This is a genomic window from Neiella litorisoli (assembly GCF_014773395.1).
GTDB lineage: Bacteria > Pseudomonadota > Gammaproteobacteria > Enterobacterales > Neiellaceae > Neiella > Neiella litorisoli.
In genome coordinates this window covers 1-21097 of record NZ_JACXAF010000005.1, presented here as the reverse complement: position 1 = coordinate 21097, position 21097 = coordinate 1, and the positions used below count along the sequence as shown (strand labels likewise).

Below are 21097 nucleotides of genomic sequence, written 5' to 3'. Positions count from 1 at the left end.
AATTGTGATTCGGGCTAGCATTAAAACGAACAATTAAACTAGAATAGACGTCTAGACGTAAATCCGTATAAACATCTTTAATTTCGAGAAAGGCAACATGGCAAAACATTTGTTTACCTCTGAATCGGTTTCTGAAGGCCACCCAGATAAAATTGCAGACCAGATTTCGGATGCAGTTCTTGATGCAATTTTGAAGCAAGACCCAAGTGCTCGCGTGGCCTGCGAAACTTACGTAAAAACCGGCATGGTGATGGTTGGTGGTGAAATCACCACCGAAGCTTGGGTCGATATCGAAGAATTAGCCCGCAGTACCGTGCGTGAAATTGGCTATGTTCACTCCGATATGGGGTTTGATGCCGACTCTTGTGCCGTGCTCAATGCCATTGGTAAGCAGTCGCCTGATATTGCCCAGGGTGTTGATCGTGCCGATCCAAAAGAGCAAGGCGCTGGTGATCAGGGCCTGATGTTCGGTTATGCCTCGGATGAGACTGAAGAACTGATGCCGGCGCCAATCACTTACGCTCACAAACTAGTGAAGCGCCAAGCTGAAGTGCGCAAAGACGGCACCCTACCTTGGTTGCGGCCTGATGCCAAAAGCCAAGTGACGTTTGCTTATGAAAACGGCCAGCCGGTTGGTATTGATGCGGTTGTTTTATCAACCCAGCACTGCGATACCATTTCTCAAAGCGATTTGATTGAAGCTGTTCAGGAAGAAATCATCAAACCGGTATTGCCAGCACAATGGCTGACTGAGCAAACCAAATACTTCATTAACCCAACAGGGCGTTTTGTCATTGGCGGCCCAATGGGCGATTGTGGCTTAACCGGCCGTAAGATTATCGTTGATACCTATGGCGGCATGGCTCGCCATGGTGGTGGCGCTTTCTCTGGTAAAGACCCATCGAAAGTGGATCGCAGTGCTGCCTACGCCGCCCGTTATGTTGCCAAGAACCTAGTGGCTGCCGGTTTGGCCAAACGTTGTGAGCTGCAAGTGTCATATGCCATTGGCGTTGCCGAACCGACTTCGATCAGCATCGAAACCTTTGGCACCAGCCAGTTTGATGAAGCCACTTTGGTTGCTTGGGTGCGTCAGCACTTTGATTTGCGCCCTTATGGCCTGACTGAGATGCTCAATCTTGCGCAGCCTATTTATCAACAAACGGCAGCTTACGGTCACTTCGGCCGCGAACAGTTCCCATGGGAAGCCACCGATAAAGTTGAGGCTCTGCGAGCTAGCGCTGGGTTGTAATCAGTCTTGAATTCCTCTCCATAAAAACCGCTTAGCTAAAACTAGGCGGTTTTTTTTCGTTCTAAGGCATGCTTGGGTTGTCTGTCAGCATTATTTACAGAGTATTTATTCTAACCCACCAAAGAAACACTAAAAGTAATTATTTCAAACAGTTAAAACATTGGTTTGTTTTTTGCCTGGGTAGCCACTCAAATGCGGACTGAGTGAATTGAACAGCCGCCAACAGACAAACATATTCACCCGCTTATTAAAATTCGGGGATCAGTAGTTAGGTAGCAAAAGATGTTCAAACATGCCGTTCGCCGCGCAGTAGCGATTGTTTCCTTGTTTCTGTGTAACACCTCATGGGCCTTGCCCATTACCGACTATAACTTTGTTGTTTTAAACGATTTTACCGGCTCAGTTCATGTTCAAGGTTCGACCTTCATTGGTGGTAACTTGAACATCACCAGCGCCTCTGACTTTGGCTATGATGCCAACTTAGCTGGTTCCGCGGCATTGAGCGTGGTCGATGACATTTTTGGTAACGGTGTCAAAGTGCTCAATGGTGACGTCGTCTACGGTGGTGATTTAACCAACCCTGCGAACATCGCCACCAATAACGGCACCGTATACCAAGACAAAAACTTGGCGGTATCACAATTAACAGCGCAGCTGGAAGCCGCTTCGGTAAGCTATGACAATTTGACGGCCAATGGCTCTATTACCGGTGATATGAATGGCCGCACGTTCAGCTATTCAGGTAGTGAGCAGGTAGCGGTATTCGATATCAATGCCAGCTTATTTCAGCAATCCAACGGCATGCAATTCGATTTGGGTCTGGCTGAAAAGGCGGTTATCAACGTTTCGGGCAGCTCGGCTAATATTCACAGCGCATTGAACTTTCGTGCTATCAATAACAGCATATATTACAAAATCTTGTGGAATTTCATCGACACCACGGAAATCAACTTCAACAACAAATTTATCGGCTCGGTACTAGCGACCAAGGCCGATATTTTTAACGGTGGCTTTGATATGGACGGCGCTGTGATTGCCCGTAATTACTCAAACCAAAGCTTAAATGAAATTCATAATTACATTTATCAAGGCGTTGACCCGATCATTGAAGTGCCATCATCGTCTGTCGAAGTGCCAGAGCCACAAACGCCTGCTCTCATTTTGTTTGGCGCACTACTTTTAACCCTGATGAAAGTACAAAAACGCAGGTTCTAATTAGTCAAAAATAGTTGTAGCAACAAACTCAACAGAGCTTTGCAGCAATTAGTAACAATCTCAAACTGGCCTGTCAGGCCAATATGGACTATTTTTAAACCGTACGTTTTACATCCAACAATCGAATTGGCCCGCGCTTCTTGCCCGGGCTTTTTTTTATGCCCAATTTTATGCAAAAGAAGGGCGCAGAATGACGTTCAAGAGCAGCTCAAGAGCTTGAAAAGCGCCAAGAATCACTCTAATTCCAGACTAAAACTAGCACGTATTTCGTTTTCTTATTGTCACTTAACTTTCCTTGGGCTGTTATCATAAGCGCTCTTTTTCGGCAGCTGAATTGACTTGGCTAATCGAGAGAGAAGTTTTTAGTGAAAGGTGATTGTTTCAATCATGGGGGCAAGCTTGTGGTAAAAAACTCATTATTCGTTGTCAGCTCGATTGTGTTAATTGCAGTAATTATCGTTCAGCACTTCGAGATAGAGCGCTACAAATCAACGACTAACAATCAGCATACGCCGTTGTCATGTCACTCCGATAGCTATAATCCCCTCAATAAAAACGATAATCACCAAGCACTAAGTCAGAGCGAAATCGGAAACGTTAGCAACGCTCCCAGTGAACTGGAAATATCGATTTCTCCTACTTGTAACCAAGTAACAGCTGCACGGTTAGATGAGCGGGTCAGCGAACAATTTAACCAAAAATATCGAGCCCTTTTGCAAAAGTTATCGCAAGAGTTAACTGAAAATGCCTTGTCGAAAGTAAAACAATTATTAGCAATTGAAATAGTCAACGAGATTGTTAGCAGTGAGCCTGCTGCAGACCAACCTTTCAATCCAGAATTACATGCGCTGCTGGGCGATGAAAACTATGAGCTTCTAAAGGGATTTCAAAAATTCGGCGATGAATCATATTCATTTCTCGATACCTTTATCAATCGGTTAGATCAGAGAGGTACGACTGGCCTGGAAGCTTATCAGCGAGACGAGTTGACCTTGCTTTTAGTCAGCGCCAAATCCAATGGTTTAGCAGATATTTACGGGAGCATTGACCAGACGATCGCTGATGAAGCGTTAATTAGAGGACAAGACCTCGATGATTTTTTAAGTACTGAAGCTTCGTTGGTGGCTCGACAAGAACTTCTTGTGAATAGAATTATGGAGCAGGCCAGAGACATTCTGTCAGAGGAACAGTTTGCGAGATTTACTGCACAGCCGGAGTGGGATCTGTTAGGAGAAAACGCGTTAATTTTCTGATGATAGATGCTGTCGTAGCAGGGAAAGTTGGAGCTTTTATAAAGCCATCCTTGGCTCAGAATGATAGAGGGCTAGTTAACACTAGTCTCTTTGGAGGGCTTAATCATAATTAGATGGATCAACATCATTAAATGATCTGCCGACGCGCATTTCGTCAAAAAAGACGTTGACGTCATAACCACAAGAATTGAGGTTATAAACTCCCCATTTGGGGTACATATTTTCGGTTTTAGAATCTTGTGGCCCAACATCGCCATCACTTGTTCTCAAGTACGCTCTTTTGTAGTCGCCATTTTTAAACGTTACTCTGAAATCACCGGTTGGGCTGCCGTTGGATAATGTTTGCTGAACGCCGTTGTAGTAGAACTCTACATAGCCTTCATTCGGGTCGTCATCTTTAAAAATTTTTAAGACAAGCTCGCCCCAACCAAACTCCGGCAAAGGCACTGATTTTAGTGTGACTTTCCTTTGAGATGGGTAATTACTGCACAGGGGAGGGGTGCTCGCCACGTTGCTGTCTGTACAAGGGCCAAAAGCTTCCAACTTCAGCGTGCCATGCTCGTATTCCATGTTAATGGGGTAGTTCTGTGTACCACTTGTGCCATTACTATCGATCGCCGTTTTCCATTGAAACACGGTCACTTTATCCACAGCATCAGGATTGGAATTAATTCGAAAGCGCCACCCGTAAAATCGCCCCCTGCCCTCTGGATGAATGAAGCCTTCTGTTCTTGCATATTCTCCTCTTCGGGCACCAACAGGTTTGTCGATTTTCCACATCTTGCCATAAGGAGATACAGTTGGGTTTGACGATGTTGCAGTCTGATCAGCACAGGTTGTTGAGCTACCTGCGTTTTGATCTAGACGGCGAAAGGAGTCTGTCAGGGGCTTATTAGGATCAGCGTACCAATCAACTTGGGCAGTAGCGCAAAGTGGCGCAATAAGCACCGCGCTTAGAAACAGTTTTCTCATAATTCAGCTCTTTATTTTTTGCAGTCGTATGTTAAGTACCACTCCGATGTTACCGGTAAAATTTTGTAACTGTCATGTTACATCAAGCTTAAAATTAAGCTGCTCACAGTCTCTGTCATTGCATAAAAAAACCATTGACATATCAGCTTGCTAAATAGAAGTTAGTCTGTTGGCCGCGGCAAGCTCAAAGATCACTACCGAGCGAGCAGCAGAAAGCAGATGTACGGAATTATTTGAGTTTTTTGCCCTTAACCTGCAATCCGGAAAAATCTGCAACAACTTGAAATTTTACCGCCTGCCCCCATTTCTTTGTTTAAGATCAACGAGCAAAGAAACTGATTTGTGACCACTCGTATTTTTCACCCAGAACCTTTGCACTCTCAGTCTCAGGTGCAGTTATCTGATAGTGCTGCAGGCCATGTCGCCAGAGTGCTTCGAATGAGAGTCGGCGACACCATTGAGCTGTTTGATGGATCAGGACTCGCCTACCCTGCGATTCTCGCTGCGGTTGAAAAGCGCAACGTTGTGGCAGATGTTGGCGAGGCGCTAGAACATTCCGTCGAGTCCCCCTTAAAAGTGCACATCGGACAAGGTGTCAGCCGCGGCGACAAAATGGATTTCACGATTCAAAAAGCTGTCGAATTGGGTGTCGATGCCATTACGCCATTAATTACCGAGCGCTGTGGTGTTAAGTTACAAGCAGAACGTTGGCAAAAGAAAGTTCAACATTGGCAGCAAGTGGCGATTAGTGCTTGCGAACAATGTGGCCGCAACCTAGTGCCCCAAATCAATTCGCCGGTCAGTTTGGCTGAATGGTTAGTTGAGCAAACCGAACAGCTTAAGCTCAATCTGCACCCAAGTGCCCAACACGGCATCAATGGTATTGATTCTGTGCCTGCGGCTGGCGTGCGTCTGCTGATTGGTCCAGAAGGTGGACTCAGTGAACAAGAAATTGCGGCCGCTGGCGAACACGGTTATCAGAGCATTTTGCTTGGCCCCCGAGTGTTACGCACCGAAACCGCTGCACTCACGGCGCTAACTGCGCTGCAAACACGCTTTGGCGATTTAGGATAAGGATAAAAAATGACGGTACAACTGGGCATCGTGATGGACCCGATTGCGGGCATCAACATTAAAAAAGACTCCAGCTTTGCCATGTTGCTGGCAGCCCAAGCTCGCGGCTGGCAACTCTGGTACATGGAAATGAATGACCTCTACCTCCGCCAAGGCAACGCATTTGCCACCATGCGCAAACTGTTCGTTCAAGAAGACGCGGATGATTGGTTTACCCTAGGTGAGCCGGTTGAAGCGCCACTGACCGAACTTGATACCATTCTAATGCGCAAGGATCCGCCGTTCGATACCGAATTTATTTATGCCACTTACATGTTGGAGCGCGCCGAGGAACAAGGAGTGCTGGTCGTCAACAAGCCTGCCAGCCTACGCGATTGCAACGAAAAATTGTTCACCGCGTGGTTCGCCGAGCATACCCCAGACACATTAGTGACCCGTCAGGCGAAACAAATTCGAGCGTTTTTAGCAGAACATGGCGATGTCATTCTCAAGCCGCTTGATGGCATGGGTGGCGCGTCGATTTTTCGGGTTCGACAAGATGACCCCAATGTTGGCGTGATCATTGAAACACTAACCGAGCACGGCCAACGCTATGCCATGATTCAAAACTATTTGCCTGCAATCAAAGATGGCGACAAACGCATCCTAATGATCGATGGCGAAGCGGTGCCTTACTGCCTCGCACGGATCCCAGCAGGCGGTGAAACTCGCGGTAATTTAGCGGCAGGCGGTCGCGGCGAAGCGCGGCCATTGTCCGACGCCGACTGGGCGATTGCCAACGCCGTTGGACCTGAGCTGAAAAAACGCGGGTTACTGTTTGTCGGTTTAGATGTGATTGGTGATCGCCTGACCGAGGTTAATGTCACCAGCCCGACCTGTATTCGCGAAATTGAGGCCGCTTTTGACGTTCGTATTGCCGACCGTCTGATGGACGCAATTGCCGACAAACTGGCTCAGCAAGCCGGTTAAGAACGTATTGCGGCGAGCAAATGTCTACATCGATTGGTATTACTGCCATAATGAACATATGAGAGAACCAGAGTCGAGTCGTATGGAAAGTCTCCAAGGTAAGCTGTTAGTTGCCATGCCCTCGCTGGAAGATCCTTACTTCCAGCGCTCGGTCACTTATATCTGTGAGCACAATGATCAAGGTGCCATGGGACTGATCATCAATCATCCAATCAAAAATTTAAGCCTGTCTGAGCTGTTGTCTAAGGTGCAAGATCTGCATCGTGATGACTTGTCTTCGGACAATCTTGAACAACCGATTTTCGCCGGAGGGCCAGTTGCCCAAGAGCGCGGCTTTGTCTTGCACACGGCGCAACCTGGCTGGTCATCGAGCCTCAGCTTAGATGACGATCTGATGGTCACCACCTCGAAAGACATTTTGCAGATCCTTGGAACCGACTTAGAGCCCAGTAAGTTTCTGGTGACCTTAGGATACGCAGGCTGGGATGCTGGCCAGTTAGAGCAAGAAATTGCTGACAATTCTTGGCTCGTGATCCCTGCCGACCAAAGCATTATTTTCGATGTCGATGCGTCCATGCGCTGGCAAGCATCTGGCCACAAGCTCGGTATTGATATTGCCAGCATCAGCCCGCAGGCAGGTCACGCTTAGTGAAAGCAGTTGGCGAGCGAACCATTCTCGGTTTTGACTATGGCACCAAAAGCATCGGCGTGGCTGTTGGTCAGGAGATCACGGGGACTGCATCTCCTGATGCGGCGCTCAAGGCCAATGACGGAGTGCCGAACTGGCAACAGGTAGAATCGCTACTAACACAGTGGCAGCCGGACTTATTGGTGGTTGGCCTGCCGTTAAACATGGATGGCAGCGAGCAAGAGCTGACTCAGCGCGCTCGTAAATTCGCCAACCGCCTACACGGCCGCTTTGGCTACCAAGTCGAATTGCAAGATGAACGGCTGACCACGGTCGATGCCCGCGCTCGGCTATTCGAACTTGGCGGTTTCAAAGCGCTGAGTAAAGACAAAGTCGACAGCGTATCAGCCGTGCTCATTGTCGAAAGCTATTTTGAAAACCTGTGGAACTAGCTACAGCCGACTTTCTAAGTTGATGTGGTGGAATAATTCGATGAGTTCTTCGACCGGCTCAAACTGCAACCCTAAATGCATGTGCTCTTGGCTTTTTCGAGTCGCCCGGCGCACTTGAGCTGGCACAAATAACGGATCATCAGGGCGAGATGGAAAGGTCATTTTCAACAAACCATGGCTAATTGGCACTGCGCCCGCCTGAATAGTCCAAGGCAACTGAAACAAGCAACCACCCACGGATAAATCCATTACCGTGCCTTCAAGTAAATGATATTGCCCTTTGGCGCTTTGGCCGTTTTCCTTGTCCATAAAAGTGGCCGGAATGCGAGTACCGACGCGTAACTCTTTGCGTAAACGGAAGTTCTCCACTTGCTGCGGCCAACTTACAAATAACAAAGGGCGAGGCGTTTTTTGCAGCATCATCACTTTACTTTGAAAGGCAATGCAATGGCCTAAATCACCGCCTATCACGGCTCGGACGACACAACCGTGGCCAGCGTTTAGTTCTTCTGCATGAGCTTTGTAGCTCGATGATGGCACACTAAAAATAAAGAAGTTGCCGATATCGAAACCAACCAGCTTGAACTTCATTCTCAGCGGAACAGCGGAATTCAACTGAAAATCGATGAGGTTGCCAGTTCTCAGGTGGCTGACTAATCCTTGGATCTGTTCCGGCTCACCAATATAGCGCTCATCAAAAATAGACACGAAAAAGCCTTTCAATGATCAATTCAATGTCTTAGCTATAGCTGACAAGCCTAAACATCGCCAGTTCAATAGCTGTAACTACAGCTTTTTCCACAAGTTATATTTATTGCAGTAACGAATTGAAAAGGGGATTTCAAGAGCGGTGTAACTTAACAAGGTGAACCAAAACCAATTGGCCTCAAACAATAAGGCATTGAAGTGGATGTCTTTGCCAATAAACAAACCAGCGGCAACGATCAAGGCAACAACAAAGGCCGCGACATCGTTGATCATCAATTTACGCATGTTGTCTTTGACATACCTAGGGTAGAGCCAACCATAGGAAATGGTCAGCAATACCCCATTGAGCGCCAGAATAATCAGCTCTGGAGTCCACCCCATTGGTTAGTCATCCATGTCAATCGAGACCCCATCGAGCATGCCTTTCGATGCCGAATCTCCGTCATCCAGTTTGATCATCAAACGCAAATCATTCGGAGAGTCAGCGGCATGAAGGGCATCGGCATAATTAATGTCGCCCTTCTTGTACAAATCAAATAAGGCCTGATCGAAGGTCTGCATGCCCTGCTCTCTTGATTTAGCCATCGATTCCTTAATGCGATGAACCTCGCCGCGGCGGATCAGATCCGACACATGAGGGGTGTTAATCAGGATCTCAATCGCCGCGCGTCGGCCTTGACCATCTTTGGTCGGCACCAATTGCTGCGCCACAATCGCCCGCAAATTGAGCGCCAAATCAAACAGCAGCTGGTCCTGCATTTCCTTTGGTACTAAGTGCAACATCCGATCCAGTGCTTGGTTGGCGTTGTTGGCGTGCAAGGTGGCAATACACAAGTGGCCCGTTTCCGAAAAGCTCAGGGCATATTCCATCGTTTCTGAGGTTCGGATCTCACCGAGCATGATCACATCCGGCGCCTGACGCAGACTGTTTTTCAGCGCAGAATCAAAGCTTGGCGTGTCAATGCCGACCTCGCGCTGGGTGACAATGCAGCCACGGTGCTCATGGACAAATTCAATGGGATCTTCAATGGTCAGAATATGACCCGAGGTCTTGATGTTGCGATAGCCCAACAAGGCGGCCATCGAGGTCGATTTACCGGTGCCGGTACCGCCAACAAACAAGAACAAACCGCGCTTGGACAAAATAATATCTTTCAGGATTGGCGGTAGCATTAAGTCATCGGCATCCGGAATGGTGGTTTCAATCCGGCGGATCACCATGCCCACGTGCTCTCGCTGACAAAAGGCATTAACCCGAAAACGGCCAACATCATTGACCGCAATGGCAAAGTTACACTCGCTGGTGTCGTTAAACTCAGCAAGCTGGGATTGGTTCATGGTGTCTTCAACAATGCGGCGAGCAGCGTCTGCGTCGAGTTTGTTGTCATCAAGCGGTTCGACTCGGCCATGGACCTTAATGCTGACCGGCACGCCAACCGTAATAAACAGGTCGGAACCTTTTTGCGCCACCATCTTTGCTAGATAAGGAGTCAGTAATTCCATCTTATACGTTCCTTTGGCCGTTACAGGGCTTGTTTGCCGCCAGCTTTTTTCATGGCTTCTTCACGAGACACCATGCCGCGGTTAACCAGATCTTGCAGTGACTGATCCAAGGTTTGCATGCCTAGAGCCATCCCCGTTTGAATCACCGAGTACATCTGGGCGATTTTATCTTCGCGAATCAAGTTTCGAATTGCTGGCGTCGCCACCATGATTTCATGGGCCGCCACCCGACCGCCGCCATTGCGTTTGAGCAGCGTTTGCGAGATGACCGCTTGCAACGATTCCGATAGCATCGATCGAACCATGGATTTTTCTTCTGCAGGGAACACATCGATGATCCGGTCAATGGTTTTTGGCGCCGAAGTGGTGTGCAAGGTGCCGAACACTAAGTGACCCGTTTCAGCAGCAGTCATTGCCAAGCGAATGGTTTCCAGATCCCGCATCTCACCAACCAAGATGACATCTGGATCTTCCCGCAATGCTGAGCGCAGCGCGTTGTTAAAGCTATGGGTATCGCGATGGACTTCGCGCTGATTGACCAGCGACTTTTTATTGTCGTGAACAAATTCGATCGGGTCTTCAATGGTAAGAATATGGTCGAAACGATTGGAGTTAATGTAATCAATCATTGCCGCTAACGTCGTCGACTTACCCGAACCGGTTGGGCCGGTGACTAATACCAGCCCTCTTGGTTTTTCGCTCAGTTGGCGGAAAATATCGGGCGCGCCCAACTCTTCTAACGTCAGAACTTTGGATGGAATGGTCCGGAATACGGCGGCAGCACCACGGTTCTGAACAAAGGCATTGACACGAAAGCGCGCCAAACCAGGCACTTCGAAAGAAAAATCACTCTCTAACTGCTCTTCATAGTCACGACGCTGTTTGTCATTCATGATGTCGTAAATCAGCGCGTGAACCTGTTTGTGTTCTAACGGGGCAATATTGAGCTTGCGAACTTCGCCGTCCACCCGAATAAGCGGCGGCATATCAGCACTTAAATGTAAATCTGAGGCTTTATGTTTAACACTGAATTCCAAAAGTTCGGTAATATCCATGGCCTGAAACTCCAGATTGAGCCGTGACAAAATTATGCCAACCCTAGCAGAGCGTTACGCCGCTGCCTACGACCAAGTTCAAGTTGCCACGCAAAAAGCCAACCGCGCTGCAGGCAGCGTCAAATTGCTGGCAGTGTCAAAAACCAAACCTGTCAGTGACATTGAAGCAGTAGCGGCTTTAGGGCAGATCGATTTTGGCGAAAACTACGCCCAAGAAGCAGTTGAAAAAGCCCAAAAATTAAGCCACTTGGGGTTGCAATGGCACTTTATCGGCCCCATTCAATCGAATAAGACGCGGCCGTTGGCCGAGCACATGGATTGGATCCATACTGTCGAGCGCGACAAGATCGCCCGTCGTTTGAATGATCAGCGGCCAGCAAACCTGAAACCACTGAATGTCTGTATTCAGGTTAATGCCAGCGCCGAGCCACAAAAGTCAGGCGTCAGCGTGGCCGAGATAGGTCCATTAGCGGCGCTTATCGATGAGCTGCCGCAGCTGCAATTAAGAGGCCTGATGGCAATCGTCGAAAACACCGCCGATCAAGCTCGATTAGCACAACAATTTACCCTAATGGCAGAACAGCTCGAATTGCTGCAACGCAACTACCCATCGGTCGATACCCTATCGATGGGAATGACTCAGGATTTGCAGCCGGCGATTCACCATGGCAGCACCATGGTTCGAATTGGCACAGCCATTTTCGGCGCACGCCAACCAAAAGCGGCGCCAGAACAGTAATGGAAACAGGAACAAGCATGTCTCAACAGATTGCATTTATTGGTGCCGGCAACATGGCCAGCGCGATTCTAAAAGGGCTGATTAAACAAGGTAAACCAGCCGCTCAGGTTCATGTCAGCGATCCCGACAGCGATAAGCTAGCAGCCCTGGCTGACGAGTTTCCCGGATTGAACACCTACACCAACAATGCTCAATGTGTCGCCAGTGCCGATGCCGTCGTGCTGGCAGTGAAGCCACAATTAATGGCAACGGTATGTGAACCGTTACTCTCAGAGCAGCCTGAATTGGCAAACAAACTGATTGTTTCTGTTGCTGCTGGTATTAAAGTCGCGCGATTAAGAGCACTGCTCGGTAATGCCAAACGGGTGGTTCGGACCATGCCCAATACCCCATGCCTGATTGGTCAGGGGATGACAGGCTTGTATGCCGATGAGCAGGTCAGCGACGCCGATCGCGACACAGCCGCCGCACTCATGCAAGCCGTGGGCAAAACCGCATGGGTTGGCAGCGAAGCAGGCTTAAATCTGGTGATTGCCGCCAGCGGCAGCGCGCCAGCCTATTTCTTCATGTTCATGGAAGCAATGCAAAAGAGCGTTGAAGCCATGGGCCTAGATGCCGATACCGCACGCCAATTTGTCCAACAAGCAGCAATTGGCTCAAGTCACCTAGCGGCATCGGAAATGTCAAAGTCATTCACTGAATTGACCGCTCAAGTGACGTCAAAAGGTGGCACCACAGCCGAAGCCGTGGCAACCTTTAAAGAGCAAGACTTGGCTGGCTTGGTTGACCAAGCCATGCGCGCTTGCGTCGCGCGGGCCGAAGAAATGGAACAACTTTTTTAACTGCAGCTGGAAAGGACCTGATTATGGCAACCCAATCCGCTTTTGGATTTTTGATTGAGACCATTTTTAACCTGTATCTAATGGTGATCTTACTGCGCATCTGGATGCAGTTGGTGAAAGCTGATTTTTATAATCCACTGAGCCAATTCGTCGTGAAAGCGACTCACCCTGTGATTGGCCCGTTGCGACGAGTGATCCCATCGCTAGGCAGTTTGGATACCGCCTCGGTGCTGTTTGCCTTTGCCGTGGCTTGTTTGAAAATCACCATTTTATTGTTGATGGCAGGCAGCCAATTATCGCCGCAAGCAATCATTATTATCGGCGGTTTAACGGTTATCAAAGAAGCCTTCAACATTGTGTTCTGGGTGTTGGTGATCCGCGCCATTTTGAGCTGGGTTAGCCAAGGCTACAATCCGGTTGAAGCGGCTCTGCATCAACTTACCGAGCCAATGCTGGCTCCGATCCGCCGGATCATCCCTTCGTTAGGCGGCTTAGATCTTTCGGTGCTGGTGCTGTTGATTGCCCTGCAGTTCTTTCAGGTACTGTTGTTTCAACAAATCCTCTGATCATCTTCATGAAATGGCGCAGTGAAATCTTTTGCTGCGCCAACCTTTCCTATAATTAACGAACCTCAATTGCAGGAGTGCGGTATGAAACACTTCAATTTCGCTCTGATCCTGTTAATCAGCTGTCTCAGTTGGTTTCCAGCCGCCCACGCTGAAGTGCACAACGCTGGCCCTTATCAAATTCACTTTTCGGCCTTCCAAAGCACGTTTTTAACGGCTGAAGTCGCCAAGGCTTACCGCCTTGAGCGCAGCAAATATATTGGTGTTATCAACATCTCAGTGCTCGATACCCGCACTGGCAACTTGCCAACGGCGGTTACCATTACTGGCCAAGCTAAGAATCTTATCGGCCACAACGTGCCGCTGGATTTTACCGAAGTTAAAGAAGGTAAAGCGGTCTACTACCTTGACCAGATCAAATACAGCAACGAAGAAACCTTTCGCTTTCAGTTGCAAATAACCACACCTGAGGGCACCTATCCGGTCGAGTTTATGAAGAAATTCTACGTCAACTAATGCACTCGATTTGGCCGGCATCTGATATGATTCGCGGCCATTAAAAAGACATCATCGAGGAATAGCAATGAAGTGGGTATTAGCCACTGGTAATCCGGGCAAAGTATCGGAGCTCGCTGCAATGTTGGCACCATTATCGATCGACTTGGTTGCTCAGAGTGAATATCAAGTTTCAGAAGTCGCCGAGACGGGCACCACCTTTGTCGAAAATGCCATCATCAAGGCTCGCCATGCCGCCGCATTAACCGGCTTACCAGCCGTTGCCGATGATTCGGGATTAGAAGTCGATGCCCTGCATGGTGCCCCTGGCGTTTATTCCTCACGCTATGCCGGCGAGCATGCCAGCGATCATGACAACGTGGTCAAATTGCTCGCTGAACTTGATGGTGTGGCCACCGAACAACGCACTGCTCGTTTTCGCTGTGTACTGGTCTTCATGCGTCACGCTAACGACCCAACGCCATTGATTTGCCAAGGAAGCTGGCGGGGCAAAATAGCATTGAGCGCCGATGGTGATGGTGGCTTTGGTTATGATCCGGTGTTTATCGCCGAAGGCCTTGACGTCAGCGCTGCGCAACTGAGCAAAGCAGACAAAAATGCCATCAGTCACCGGGGCCAAGCACTCAAGCAATTAGTGGCGCAATTGCCCGATTTTCTCGCCCATGGCTGATACACGTTTGGCTCAGTTGCTGTTACCGCCCCTATCGCTCTACATCCACGTGCCTTGGTGCGTGGAAAAGTGTCCCTATTGCGATTTCAATAGCCATGCGCTGCGAGGGCAAATCCCAGAGCTCGACTATGTGCAAGCGTTGCTAAATGATCTTCGCGCTGATCTGCACTGGGTACAGGGGCGAGAGATCCGCTCGATATTTATCGGTGGCGGTACGCCGAGTTTGTTGTCAGTAGCCGCTGTTGCCACTTTGATGCAAGGCATTAAAGACACTGTCGCTTTAAGTCACGACTGTGAAGTCACCATGGAAGCCAACCCTGGCACGGTCGAAGCTGACAAATTTGCTGGTTTTGTCGCCGCAGGTATTAACCGTTTGTCGATTGGTGTGCAAAGTTTGCAGAGCCAGCAGTTAAACCTGTTGGGCCGAATTCATAACCCAGAGCAAGCAATACGGGCTGCGCAACTGGCGCAACAATTACCTCTGAACAGCTTTAATCTGGATTTAATGCATGGCTTACCCGAGCAACAGTTAGCAACTGGGCTAGATGATTTGCAGCAGACAATCCAATTGGCGCCGCCGCATTTAAGTTGGTATCAACTGACACTAGAGCCAAATACACCGTTTTACCGCCAACCTCCTCAGCTTCCCAGCGAGGACATTCTCGAACAAATTAACCTGCAGGGTCATCAATTACTGAGTGATGCTGGCTATCAGCGCTATGAAATCTCAGCGTATGCCAAGCCCGGATTTGAGTGCCGCCATAATCTCAATTATTGGACCTTTGGCGATTACATCGGCATTGGTTGTGGTGCCCATGGCAAAATAACCCAGCCCGATCTGCAGCGCGTGATTCGGTCGGTGAAGATCACCGCACCTGCGCCTTATTTGGCGGCAGACAACTATCGTTTGCGAGTAGAGCCGGTGGCCACCGACGAGCTTCCATTCGAATACTTTATGAATCGGGCGCGGCTATGTCAGCCTGCGCCTTTAGAGGAATTTGAACAGCGCACTGGGCTGCCGCTGGCCACTATCGAAGCATTTCTCAGTAAACAGCAACAACAAGGCACCATGCGTGTCGACGACGTGAGCTGGCAAATGACTGAGTTGGGTTTGAACTTTTTTAACCAGGTCATTGCCCCACTCAGCGATTAATTCGCTCCAACACAACAATTCAACCGGCACATTACCGGCAAATCGCCAAATCTGTTCCATACTTGCAGAGCAACTGTCTGCATGGATTGGTATTAAAATCAATCAATAACTAGAACCTGTTAATCTTGGCGAACTTAACCGAAGCACAGCTGTCGGAGCCTAAACAACCTAGGAAATAGAGGTAATGATGAAGAAGATTGTTTTGCCAATGTTGGCCTGCTGCGGCGCTTTGCTAGTCTCGGCCTGCTCAAATACGCCAGCACCTGGCGATAAGGTGATCGCACCGGATGTATTGCAATCGGCCGTCACGACCAGCACATCAAAAATTATCGGTATCGATTACCCTTCTCGGACGGTTACGGTGGAGCAAGCGGGGCGTCAAGTGACACTAATCGCATCTGATGCGGTGACTAACTTTGAGCAATTGGCGGTTGGCGATTTGGTCGATACCGAATACACCGAGTCTGTTGCGGTTCATGTGCAAGTGAATGATGGCTCACCGCGGATCAACCGAGTTGAACAACTGGATCAAGCCAAACAAGGTGATGAGCCGAATATCTCAGCAGTGGATACCACCGAGATTATTGCCGATATCGTGGCTATTGATCGGGTTAATAAAACGGTGACACTGCGCGGCCCGAATCAAACCGTATCGACGCTCCCCGTTCGTCGCCATCCCGAGCATTTAGATAAAGTGAAAGTGGGCGATCAGGTTGTGGTGGTCCACACCAAAGCACTGGCCTTGTCGATTCGCAAGTCAACCAGTAATTAGGTCTAACATACGGCCACTTAGCGTTTCGCTTTGCTGGCGAAAATTGAAGTGACGTTATCACCGGTTGCTCCCGCGATATTGAGCAGTTTGATCAGCGGGGGCGAACTTAGCAGCTCAGAAATCGGAACCGGTCTAGCGTATAAGAAGCCTTGGTGCACCGAACAACCGTGACTGGACAAGAACTCAGCCTGATTATTGGTTTCAACACCTTCGGCAACTAGCTCAAGGCCCATGGTCTGGACCATCGCAATGATGGTTTTGACGATCACCTCGCCCTGCGGATCGCCCGGAATATCCTGAATAAAGGCGCGATCTATCTTAATCTCGTCAATGGGCAACTCTTTCAGACGGCCCAGTGACGAATGCCCAGTGCCAAAATCATCAATCGAAATGGACGCCCCAAGGCGACACAATTGGTTGAGGATCACCAGCGCATCATCAACATTTTCCATCACCGAGGTTTCGGTCATCTCAAAGCGAACATGGGGCAAATCATCAGCAAATCGGCTTGCCACTTCAAGTAACGCGTGCGCATCCGATGCCGTTTTGAATTGCATGGGTGAAATATTGATTGCCACTTTTGGAATTGCGGTGCCGAGCAGCCCAGCATCCTTAAGCTGCAAGATGGCTTTAGTCAGAACTATCTCATTGATTTGGTTGATCAAACCAACTTCCTCAGCCAAAGGAATGAATTCTGATGGCGGAATAGATACCTGCATCAGCTTCCATCGCAACAGCGCTTCAGCACCAAGTACCTTGTTGGTTTTGGTATCAATTTGCAGTTGGTAGTGGACATCAAACTCTCGTTTTTCAACCGCCTCATAGAGCGATTTAATCATGGTCACGCGGTTCTTTAAGCGTTCATTCATAAACGAGTGGTAGTAGCAGATTTGGCCATTGCCCTGCTTCTTAGCATGATCCATGGTGGCATCAAGATCAGATAACAATTGCTTAAATGAACTGGAGTCATCGGGGTGACAAACAACCCCAGCGGATGCACTAAAAGGGACGGTTTTACTGATAAAGGTGCGCGATTGGCGCAGCTTTACCGACAGCATACTGAGGGATGTGCGTAATTCGGAATAGTCCGACTGGCGATCAAAAATAACGAACTCATCGCCGCCGATGCGGGCAATTTTATCTGGCTCCGGCGCCCATTCGCGCAGCAACTGGCTCATATGGCGCAGCAACTGGCTCATATGGCGCAGCATATCGTCGCCCTTGGCATGGCCTTCAGAATCGTTAACCAGCTTGAAGTCATCAATGTTGATGGCAATTAAATAGAATCGGGCTCCGCTTTCAACCAGCGAGCGACCATATTCCATCGCCCATTCGCGATTTTTCAGGCCCGTTAACTGATCAACGGTGCTGAGTAATTGAATCCGATCAAGCGCTCGTTTCGCCCAAAAGAAAAATAACAGCGCAGTGAGCGAGACATAGAACCAGCCCTTGTAGGTCTGCATCTGTTCGTTGACCGCTTGATTGGTGACCAAGGCATTGAGGATGGCATCAGAAAACAAAATCCAAAGTAAGCCAAAAATCAGATAGTAGATGCTGATGCGCAGCGCGTAGCTGGTAGCGAGTTTTTTAAACATTGTTCCTCGGCAAATCCTAATGCCCTAGCCTTCATTCCAACTGAAGCTTAACCCGATGCCTGCCCAAACGCGAATCAGAAATTACGGCTTAGCCCACATAGATCTAAAAGAGCCTGTAAACATCGCTTGCTCACAGTAGCAATCGACGTCACAGGCTCTAACCTCGGACGAATTTAGTTCAGCGGGGTTGCGGCGAGATAAGCCGTGACCCAGACCAGCGGACTGTTCCAGTTAATCGCTACCTCTTTAGAACACCATGCCTCTGTTGCTGTGCCTGCTGGGCCGTAGCGTTTTGCTGGGGCGCCAGTTTCAGGTGTCGCGTTGTCACAACCTTGCCAGCCAGTCAGAGGACCGCCGGCAACCCAGCCAGGCGGGAATTCAATACCTTGATCGCGCAGCAAAGGAAAGGCAACACGATCGTGTAAGTCACGCTCATAATGTTCGCCATAGCCGGTGACAAATGACAAATCGAGTGGATTGTTGCCGAGCAAATAATCCATCCCCCGATACATGTTGCGCAGGTGTGCCACATCGCCGGTTAATCGGTGGGCATAACCGAGCAGCATCAAACGATTCAGCACAAACGAGTTAGAACCCCAAGGCCAAATCTGTTCTGGCGTTAATTCACTCGGGTTGTAAACCATTGGATAGCCGCTTGCATCCAGCTTGATTTGTGCTCGTTTCGCCGTTGCCAGAATGTTGGCTTGCAAGGTTTGTCGCTCAGCTTCGCTGAGGCCAACTTGGTCTCGATGCAACCAAAGTGACAACGAACCATTGCCCTCAACCGACTGCCATTGCTGCGCGCCGTTTTCATCAAACCCGAGGAAGTCTTCAGCGCTTCGCACCTGTTCGGCAAATCCAGCCGTTTTGGCGCGATCAAAAGCAACAGATGAAATCCACAGCTCAGCCGCCGCGGCGTAGCGATCATCAAGGATATTGGTGTCATCATAATCACCACCACCAGCAGAATCTTTCGTCGCGCTGGTGTAATAGACAACCGGATTTGTTTCGGCGCGCTGCCAAGCATCATTAGCCAGTAGCCACTGTTGCTGGGCATAGTCGGCATCATACTCGAGAAATACTCGAGCTAAATGCGCGGCATTTCGGGCAATTGCATATGTGGCTGCGGTCGAAGGTGGTTGCGCGTAGCGCTCCATGCTGTTTTCAAGATCAATATTGCCCTCAAAACCACTCCATTGTTGATTGTGAATTTTATGGCTGGCTAATTGATTGCCTGGTGGCAACATACCGCCCATAAAAGTGCTGCCGAAGCGCACTTCATCCAACAGATCGGGAATCCCATTACCACTTTCAGGCAGTGTTAACTGCTGATCGGAAAACTCCAGCGCAGCAAACTCATAGGCATTGAGCAAAGTCCAAGTGGAAATGGCCACGTTAACAGGATAAGCACCAAAGTCTCCGGCATCGTACCAAGTGTGCTTGACGTCTAAGGTCACCCCTTCGCCACACCAATTGTCGAAACAAGGTAGGGCATCATCGGTAGGATGAATCGCTTGGTGGCCATGCAGTGGGTTGTGCAGGAATGGCGACTCGATGGCTACTCCCATGCGATGAAAATAGTAGAACCGAGCGCTATCGACGAACAGATCGCCATACAACTCGTTAGCCACCAGCAACGGCCGGCTCTCAGCCCCTTCGACATTCAGTACATAGGATCCGGCTTCGGTCAGACCAGACAAATCGGCCCGATGTAATTTTTCGCCCGCCGCCTTATCGGCGCCAAGTACCAGCGTTTGCCCTTCAAGCACCACTTCACCATTACCGGCGGTAGTAATATTCCAACTTAATGGCACTGCCGCACCGGTGACCACAGTGGCAAATTTATCGCCGCCAACTGGGTAGCCATATTGATTTAATCGTATTTGGCTCAATAACTGTTCGGCCGGTCCGCTATCGGCGCCAGTATCCGCTCCAGTGTTACTCCCCCCACCGGAACTACCACAGCCAGCTAAGCCCAAAATTGAACAGGCTAATGCTGCGCCAACTATTTGTGTGATCTGCATTAAAATATCTCCGTCACTTAGAGCCTGTTGATTTTTGCTGTGTGTTTTTTCAGCAAAACTGAACAGGCTCTAATAAGCGATGTTTTTTATAGTTATTTTTTGTTGCGAATTGCCTGCCCACCAAGGCATAACGAATAAATGAAAGCGTTTTCGAAAATCATGTTACCGCAAACCCTGCAACAAATGAAAACGTTATCATTTTATTCGTGATCAGTCTCATGCAAATTAAACAGAGTCATTTGGTTAAACCACTCGACGCAAAGTGAGAGCAATGATTTATGATTAAGAGCAATCAATAGTTAGGATCTGCAGCATGAAAAGTCGCTCTGTTAATCTACTCACGGTATCAGTCGCATTGATAATCAGTGCCATCATCATTGGCTTAGCGCTACCCTCGGCGGTTAAACAGTACCGTAGCTATGATCGCACCGTCACGGTGAAAGGTTTATCTGAGCGCGAAGTGAATGCTGATATTGTGATTTGGCCAATCCGCTTTAATGTCGCGGGTAATGACCAAGCATCGGTTTATCAAGATCTGCAAAACAATGCCAAAAAGATCCGAGCGTTTCTGCTACTCAATGGCATTGACGAGACCGCTATCAGCTTATCATCGCCGGCCATGCAAGATCGCTGGGCAAATTCCTACGGCCGCGATCGGCCCGAATTCCGCTTCAGTGCGCAACAAACATTGACCGTCTACAGCGCAAAAGTCGACACCGTCAGAAACACCATGGCGCAATTGCTAGAGCTTGGGAAGCAAGGAATAACCTTGGAGGACAGCAGCTACCGCACTGACTACCTGTTTACCAAACTCAACGACATCAAGCCGGCAATGGTTGAAGAAGCAACCCAAAATGCTCGCAAAGTGGCAGAGAAATTTGCCGCCGACTCGCACAGTCAACTCGGCAAAATAAAGTCGGCTCGACAGGGTCAGTTTTCGATTAGCGCCAGAGATAAAAGCAGCCCACACATCAAAAAAGTCCGAGTGGTCTCAACCGTGGTGTATTACTTGGCTGACTAGGCCTAGAAACGAAAAAGGGGCTAATCAGCCTAATGCCAGTCAGTTAAGCTGACTGGCATTTTTCTTATTGGGATATTTTCGCGCCTTGTGCTTCACGCATCTAGGGTAAATTCTGTCTTCC

The 21097-nt window shown here is 48.9% G+C and carries 22 protein-coding genes; 15 read left to right on the top strand and 7 right to left on the bottom strand.

Annotation, left to right across the window (positions count from 1 at the left end; genetic code table 11):
* Positions 1 to 97 precede the first annotated feature (97 nt).
* The 3 genes from metK to IC617_RS04800 all read left to right on the top strand — a co-directional run bounded on the left by metK (position 98) and on the right by IC617_RS04800 (position 3717).
* Positions 98 to 1249, top strand: a complete 1152-nt coding sequence (metK, locus tag IC617_RS04810; RefSeq protein ID WP_191143854.1) for a methionine adenosyltransferase — start codon at positions 98 to 100, stop codon at positions 1247 to 1249.
* Positions 1250 to 1531: 282 nt separating this feature from the next.
* Complete coding sequence (locus IC617_RS04805; protein WP_191143853.1) at positions 1532 to 2464, top strand: choice-of-anchor A family protein; 933 nt, start codon at positions 1532 to 1534, stop codon at positions 2462 to 2464.
* Between the two features lie 365 nt (positions 2465 to 2829).
* A complete protein-coding gene (locus tag IC617_RS04800) occupies positions 2830 to 3717 on the top strand; it encodes a hypothetical protein (protein WP_191143852.1) in 888 nt (295 codons plus the stop codon).
* A 99-nt stretch (positions 3718 to 3816) separates the two neighbouring features.
* Here the strand turns inward: IC617_RS04800 and IC617_RS04795 are convergent, their stop codons facing one another.
* Entirely contained in the window at positions 3817 to 4689 is an 873-nt protein-coding gene (locus IC617_RS04795; RefSeq protein WP_191143851.1) for a heparin lyase I family protein, read from the bottom strand.
* A 342-nt stretch (positions 4690 to 5031) separates the two neighbouring features.
* Here IC617_RS04795 and rsmE point away from each other — a divergent pair, with 342 nt between their 5' ends.
* From rsmE to ruvX, 4 genes are all read left to right on the top strand, one after another.
* Positions 5032 to 5763: a 16S rRNA (uracil(1498)-N(3))-methyltransferase gene (gene rsmE / locus IC617_RS04790; RefSeq protein WP_191143850.1), complete on the top strand. Its 732-nt coding sequence runs from the start codon at positions 5032 to 5034 to the stop codon at positions 5761 to 5763.
* Positions 5764 to 5772: 9 nt separating this feature from the next.
* The gene (gene gshB, locus IC617_RS04785) at positions 5773 to 6732 is read left to right on the top strand and encodes a glutathione synthase (protein ID WP_191143849.1); all 960 of its coding nucleotides are present in this window, start codon (positions 5773 to 5775) and stop codon (positions 6730 to 6732) included.
* 82 nt (positions 6733 to 6814) lie between these two features.
* The gene (locus IC617_RS04780) at positions 6815 to 7381 is read left to right on the top strand and encodes a YqgE/AlgH family protein (protein WP_191143848.1); all 567 of its coding nucleotides are present in this window, start codon (positions 6815 to 6817) and stop codon (positions 7379 to 7381) included.
* Positions 7381 to 7812, top strand: a complete 432-nt coding sequence (gene ruvX, locus IC617_RS04775; RefSeq protein WP_191143847.1) for a Holliday junction resolvase RuvX — start codon at positions 7381 to 7383, stop codon at positions 7810 to 7812. The genes IC617_RS04780 and ruvX overlap by 1 nt, the downstream gene beginning before the upstream one ends.
* Here the strand turns inward: ruvX and IC617_RS04770 are convergent, their stop codons facing one another.
* The 4 genes from IC617_RS04770 to IC617_RS04755 all read right to left on the bottom strand — a co-directional run bounded on the left by IC617_RS04770 (position 7813) and on the right by IC617_RS04755 (position 11078).
* The gene (locus tag IC617_RS04770) at positions 7813 to 8520 is read right to left on the bottom strand and encodes a PilZ domain-containing protein (RefSeq protein ID WP_191143846.1); all 708 of its coding nucleotides are present in this window, start codon (positions 8518 to 8520) and stop codon (positions 7813 to 7815) included.
* Between the two features lie 78 nt (positions 8521 to 8598).
* Entirely contained in the window at positions 8599 to 8901 is a 303-nt protein-coding gene (locus IC617_RS04765) for a hypothetical protein (protein ID WP_191143845.1), read from the bottom strand.
* 3 nt (positions 8902 to 8904) lie between these two features.
* Positions 8905 to 10023 carry a PilT/PilU family type 4a pilus ATPase gene (locus tag IC617_RS04760; protein WP_191143844.1) on the bottom strand — a complete coding sequence of 373 codons (1119 nt, stop codon included), beginning with the start codon at positions 10021 to 10023 and terminating at the stop codon, positions 8905 to 8907.
* Between the two features lie 20 nt (positions 10024 to 10043).
* On the bottom strand, positions 10044 to 11078 hold the full coding sequence (locus tag IC617_RS04755) for a type IV pilus twitching motility protein PilT (protein ID WP_191143843.1): 1035 nt from the start codon (positions 11076 to 11078) through the stop codon (positions 10044 to 10046).
* A 34-nt stretch (positions 11079 to 11112) separates the two neighbouring features.
* Between IC617_RS04755 and IC617_RS04750 the strand changes: the two genes are divergently transcribed.
* The 7 genes from IC617_RS04750 to IC617_RS04720 all read left to right on the top strand — a co-directional run bounded on the left by IC617_RS04750 (position 11113) and on the right by IC617_RS04720 (position 16336).
* Entirely contained in the window at positions 11113 to 11817 is a 705-nt protein-coding gene (locus IC617_RS04750) for a YggS family pyridoxal phosphate-dependent enzyme (RefSeq protein WP_191143842.1), read from the top strand.
* 17 nt (positions 11818 to 11834) lie between these two features.
* A complete protein-coding gene (gene proC, locus IC617_RS04745; protein WP_191143841.1) occupies positions 11835 to 12659 on the top strand; it encodes a pyrroline-5-carboxylate reductase in 825 nt (274 codons plus the stop codon).
* Between the two features lie 23 nt (positions 12660 to 12682).
* Entirely contained in the window at positions 12683 to 13225 is a 543-nt protein-coding gene (locus IC617_RS04740) for a YggT family protein (protein ID WP_191143840.1), read from the top strand.
* Positions 13226 to 13309: 84 nt separating this feature from the next.
* On the top strand, positions 13310 to 13741 hold the full coding sequence (locus IC617_RS04735; protein WP_191143839.1) for a DUF4426 domain-containing protein: 432 nt from the start codon (positions 13310 to 13312) through the stop codon (positions 13739 to 13741).
* Between the two features lie 67 nt (positions 13742 to 13808).
* Positions 13809 to 14411, top strand: coding sequence for an RdgB/HAM1 family non-canonical purine NTP pyrophosphatase (gene rdgB, locus IC617_RS04730; protein WP_191143838.1), 603 nt, complete (start codon positions 13809 to 13811; stop codon positions 14409 to 14411).
* On the top strand, positions 14404 to 15564 hold the full coding sequence (hemW, locus tag IC617_RS04725) for a radical SAM family heme chaperone HemW (RefSeq protein ID WP_191143837.1): 1161 nt from the start codon (positions 14404 to 14406) through the stop codon (positions 15562 to 15564). Before rdgB ends, hemW begins: the two co-directional genes overlap by 8 nt.
* 184 nt (positions 15565 to 15748) lie before the next feature.
* Positions 15749 to 16336: a hypothetical protein gene (locus tag IC617_RS04720; protein WP_191143836.1), complete on the top strand. Its 588-nt coding sequence runs from the start codon at positions 15749 to 15751 to the stop codon at positions 16334 to 16336.
* Between the two features lie 17 nt (positions 16337 to 16353).
* On the opposite strand, the gene IC617_RS04715 is transcribed toward IC617_RS04720, so the two are convergent.
* Positions 16354 to 17931, bottom strand: a complete 1578-nt coding sequence (locus IC617_RS04715) for a putative bifunctional diguanylate cyclase/phosphodiesterase (protein ID WP_191143835.1) — start codon at positions 17929 to 17931, stop codon at positions 16354 to 16356.
* Between the two features lie 173 nt (positions 17932 to 18104).
* A complete protein-coding gene (locus IC617_RS04710; protein WP_191143834.1) occupies positions 18105 to 19955 on the bottom strand; it encodes a glycoside hydrolase family 9 protein in 1851 nt (616 codons plus the stop codon).
* Positions 19956 to 20268: 313 nt separating this feature from the next.
* On the opposite strand from IC617_RS04710, the gene IC617_RS04705 reads away from it, so the two are divergent.
* Positions 20269 to 20976, top strand: a complete 708-nt coding sequence (locus IC617_RS04705) for an SIMPL domain-containing protein (protein ID WP_191143833.1) — start codon at positions 20269 to 20271, stop codon at positions 20974 to 20976.
* Positions 20977 to 21097: the final 121 nt, after the last annotated feature.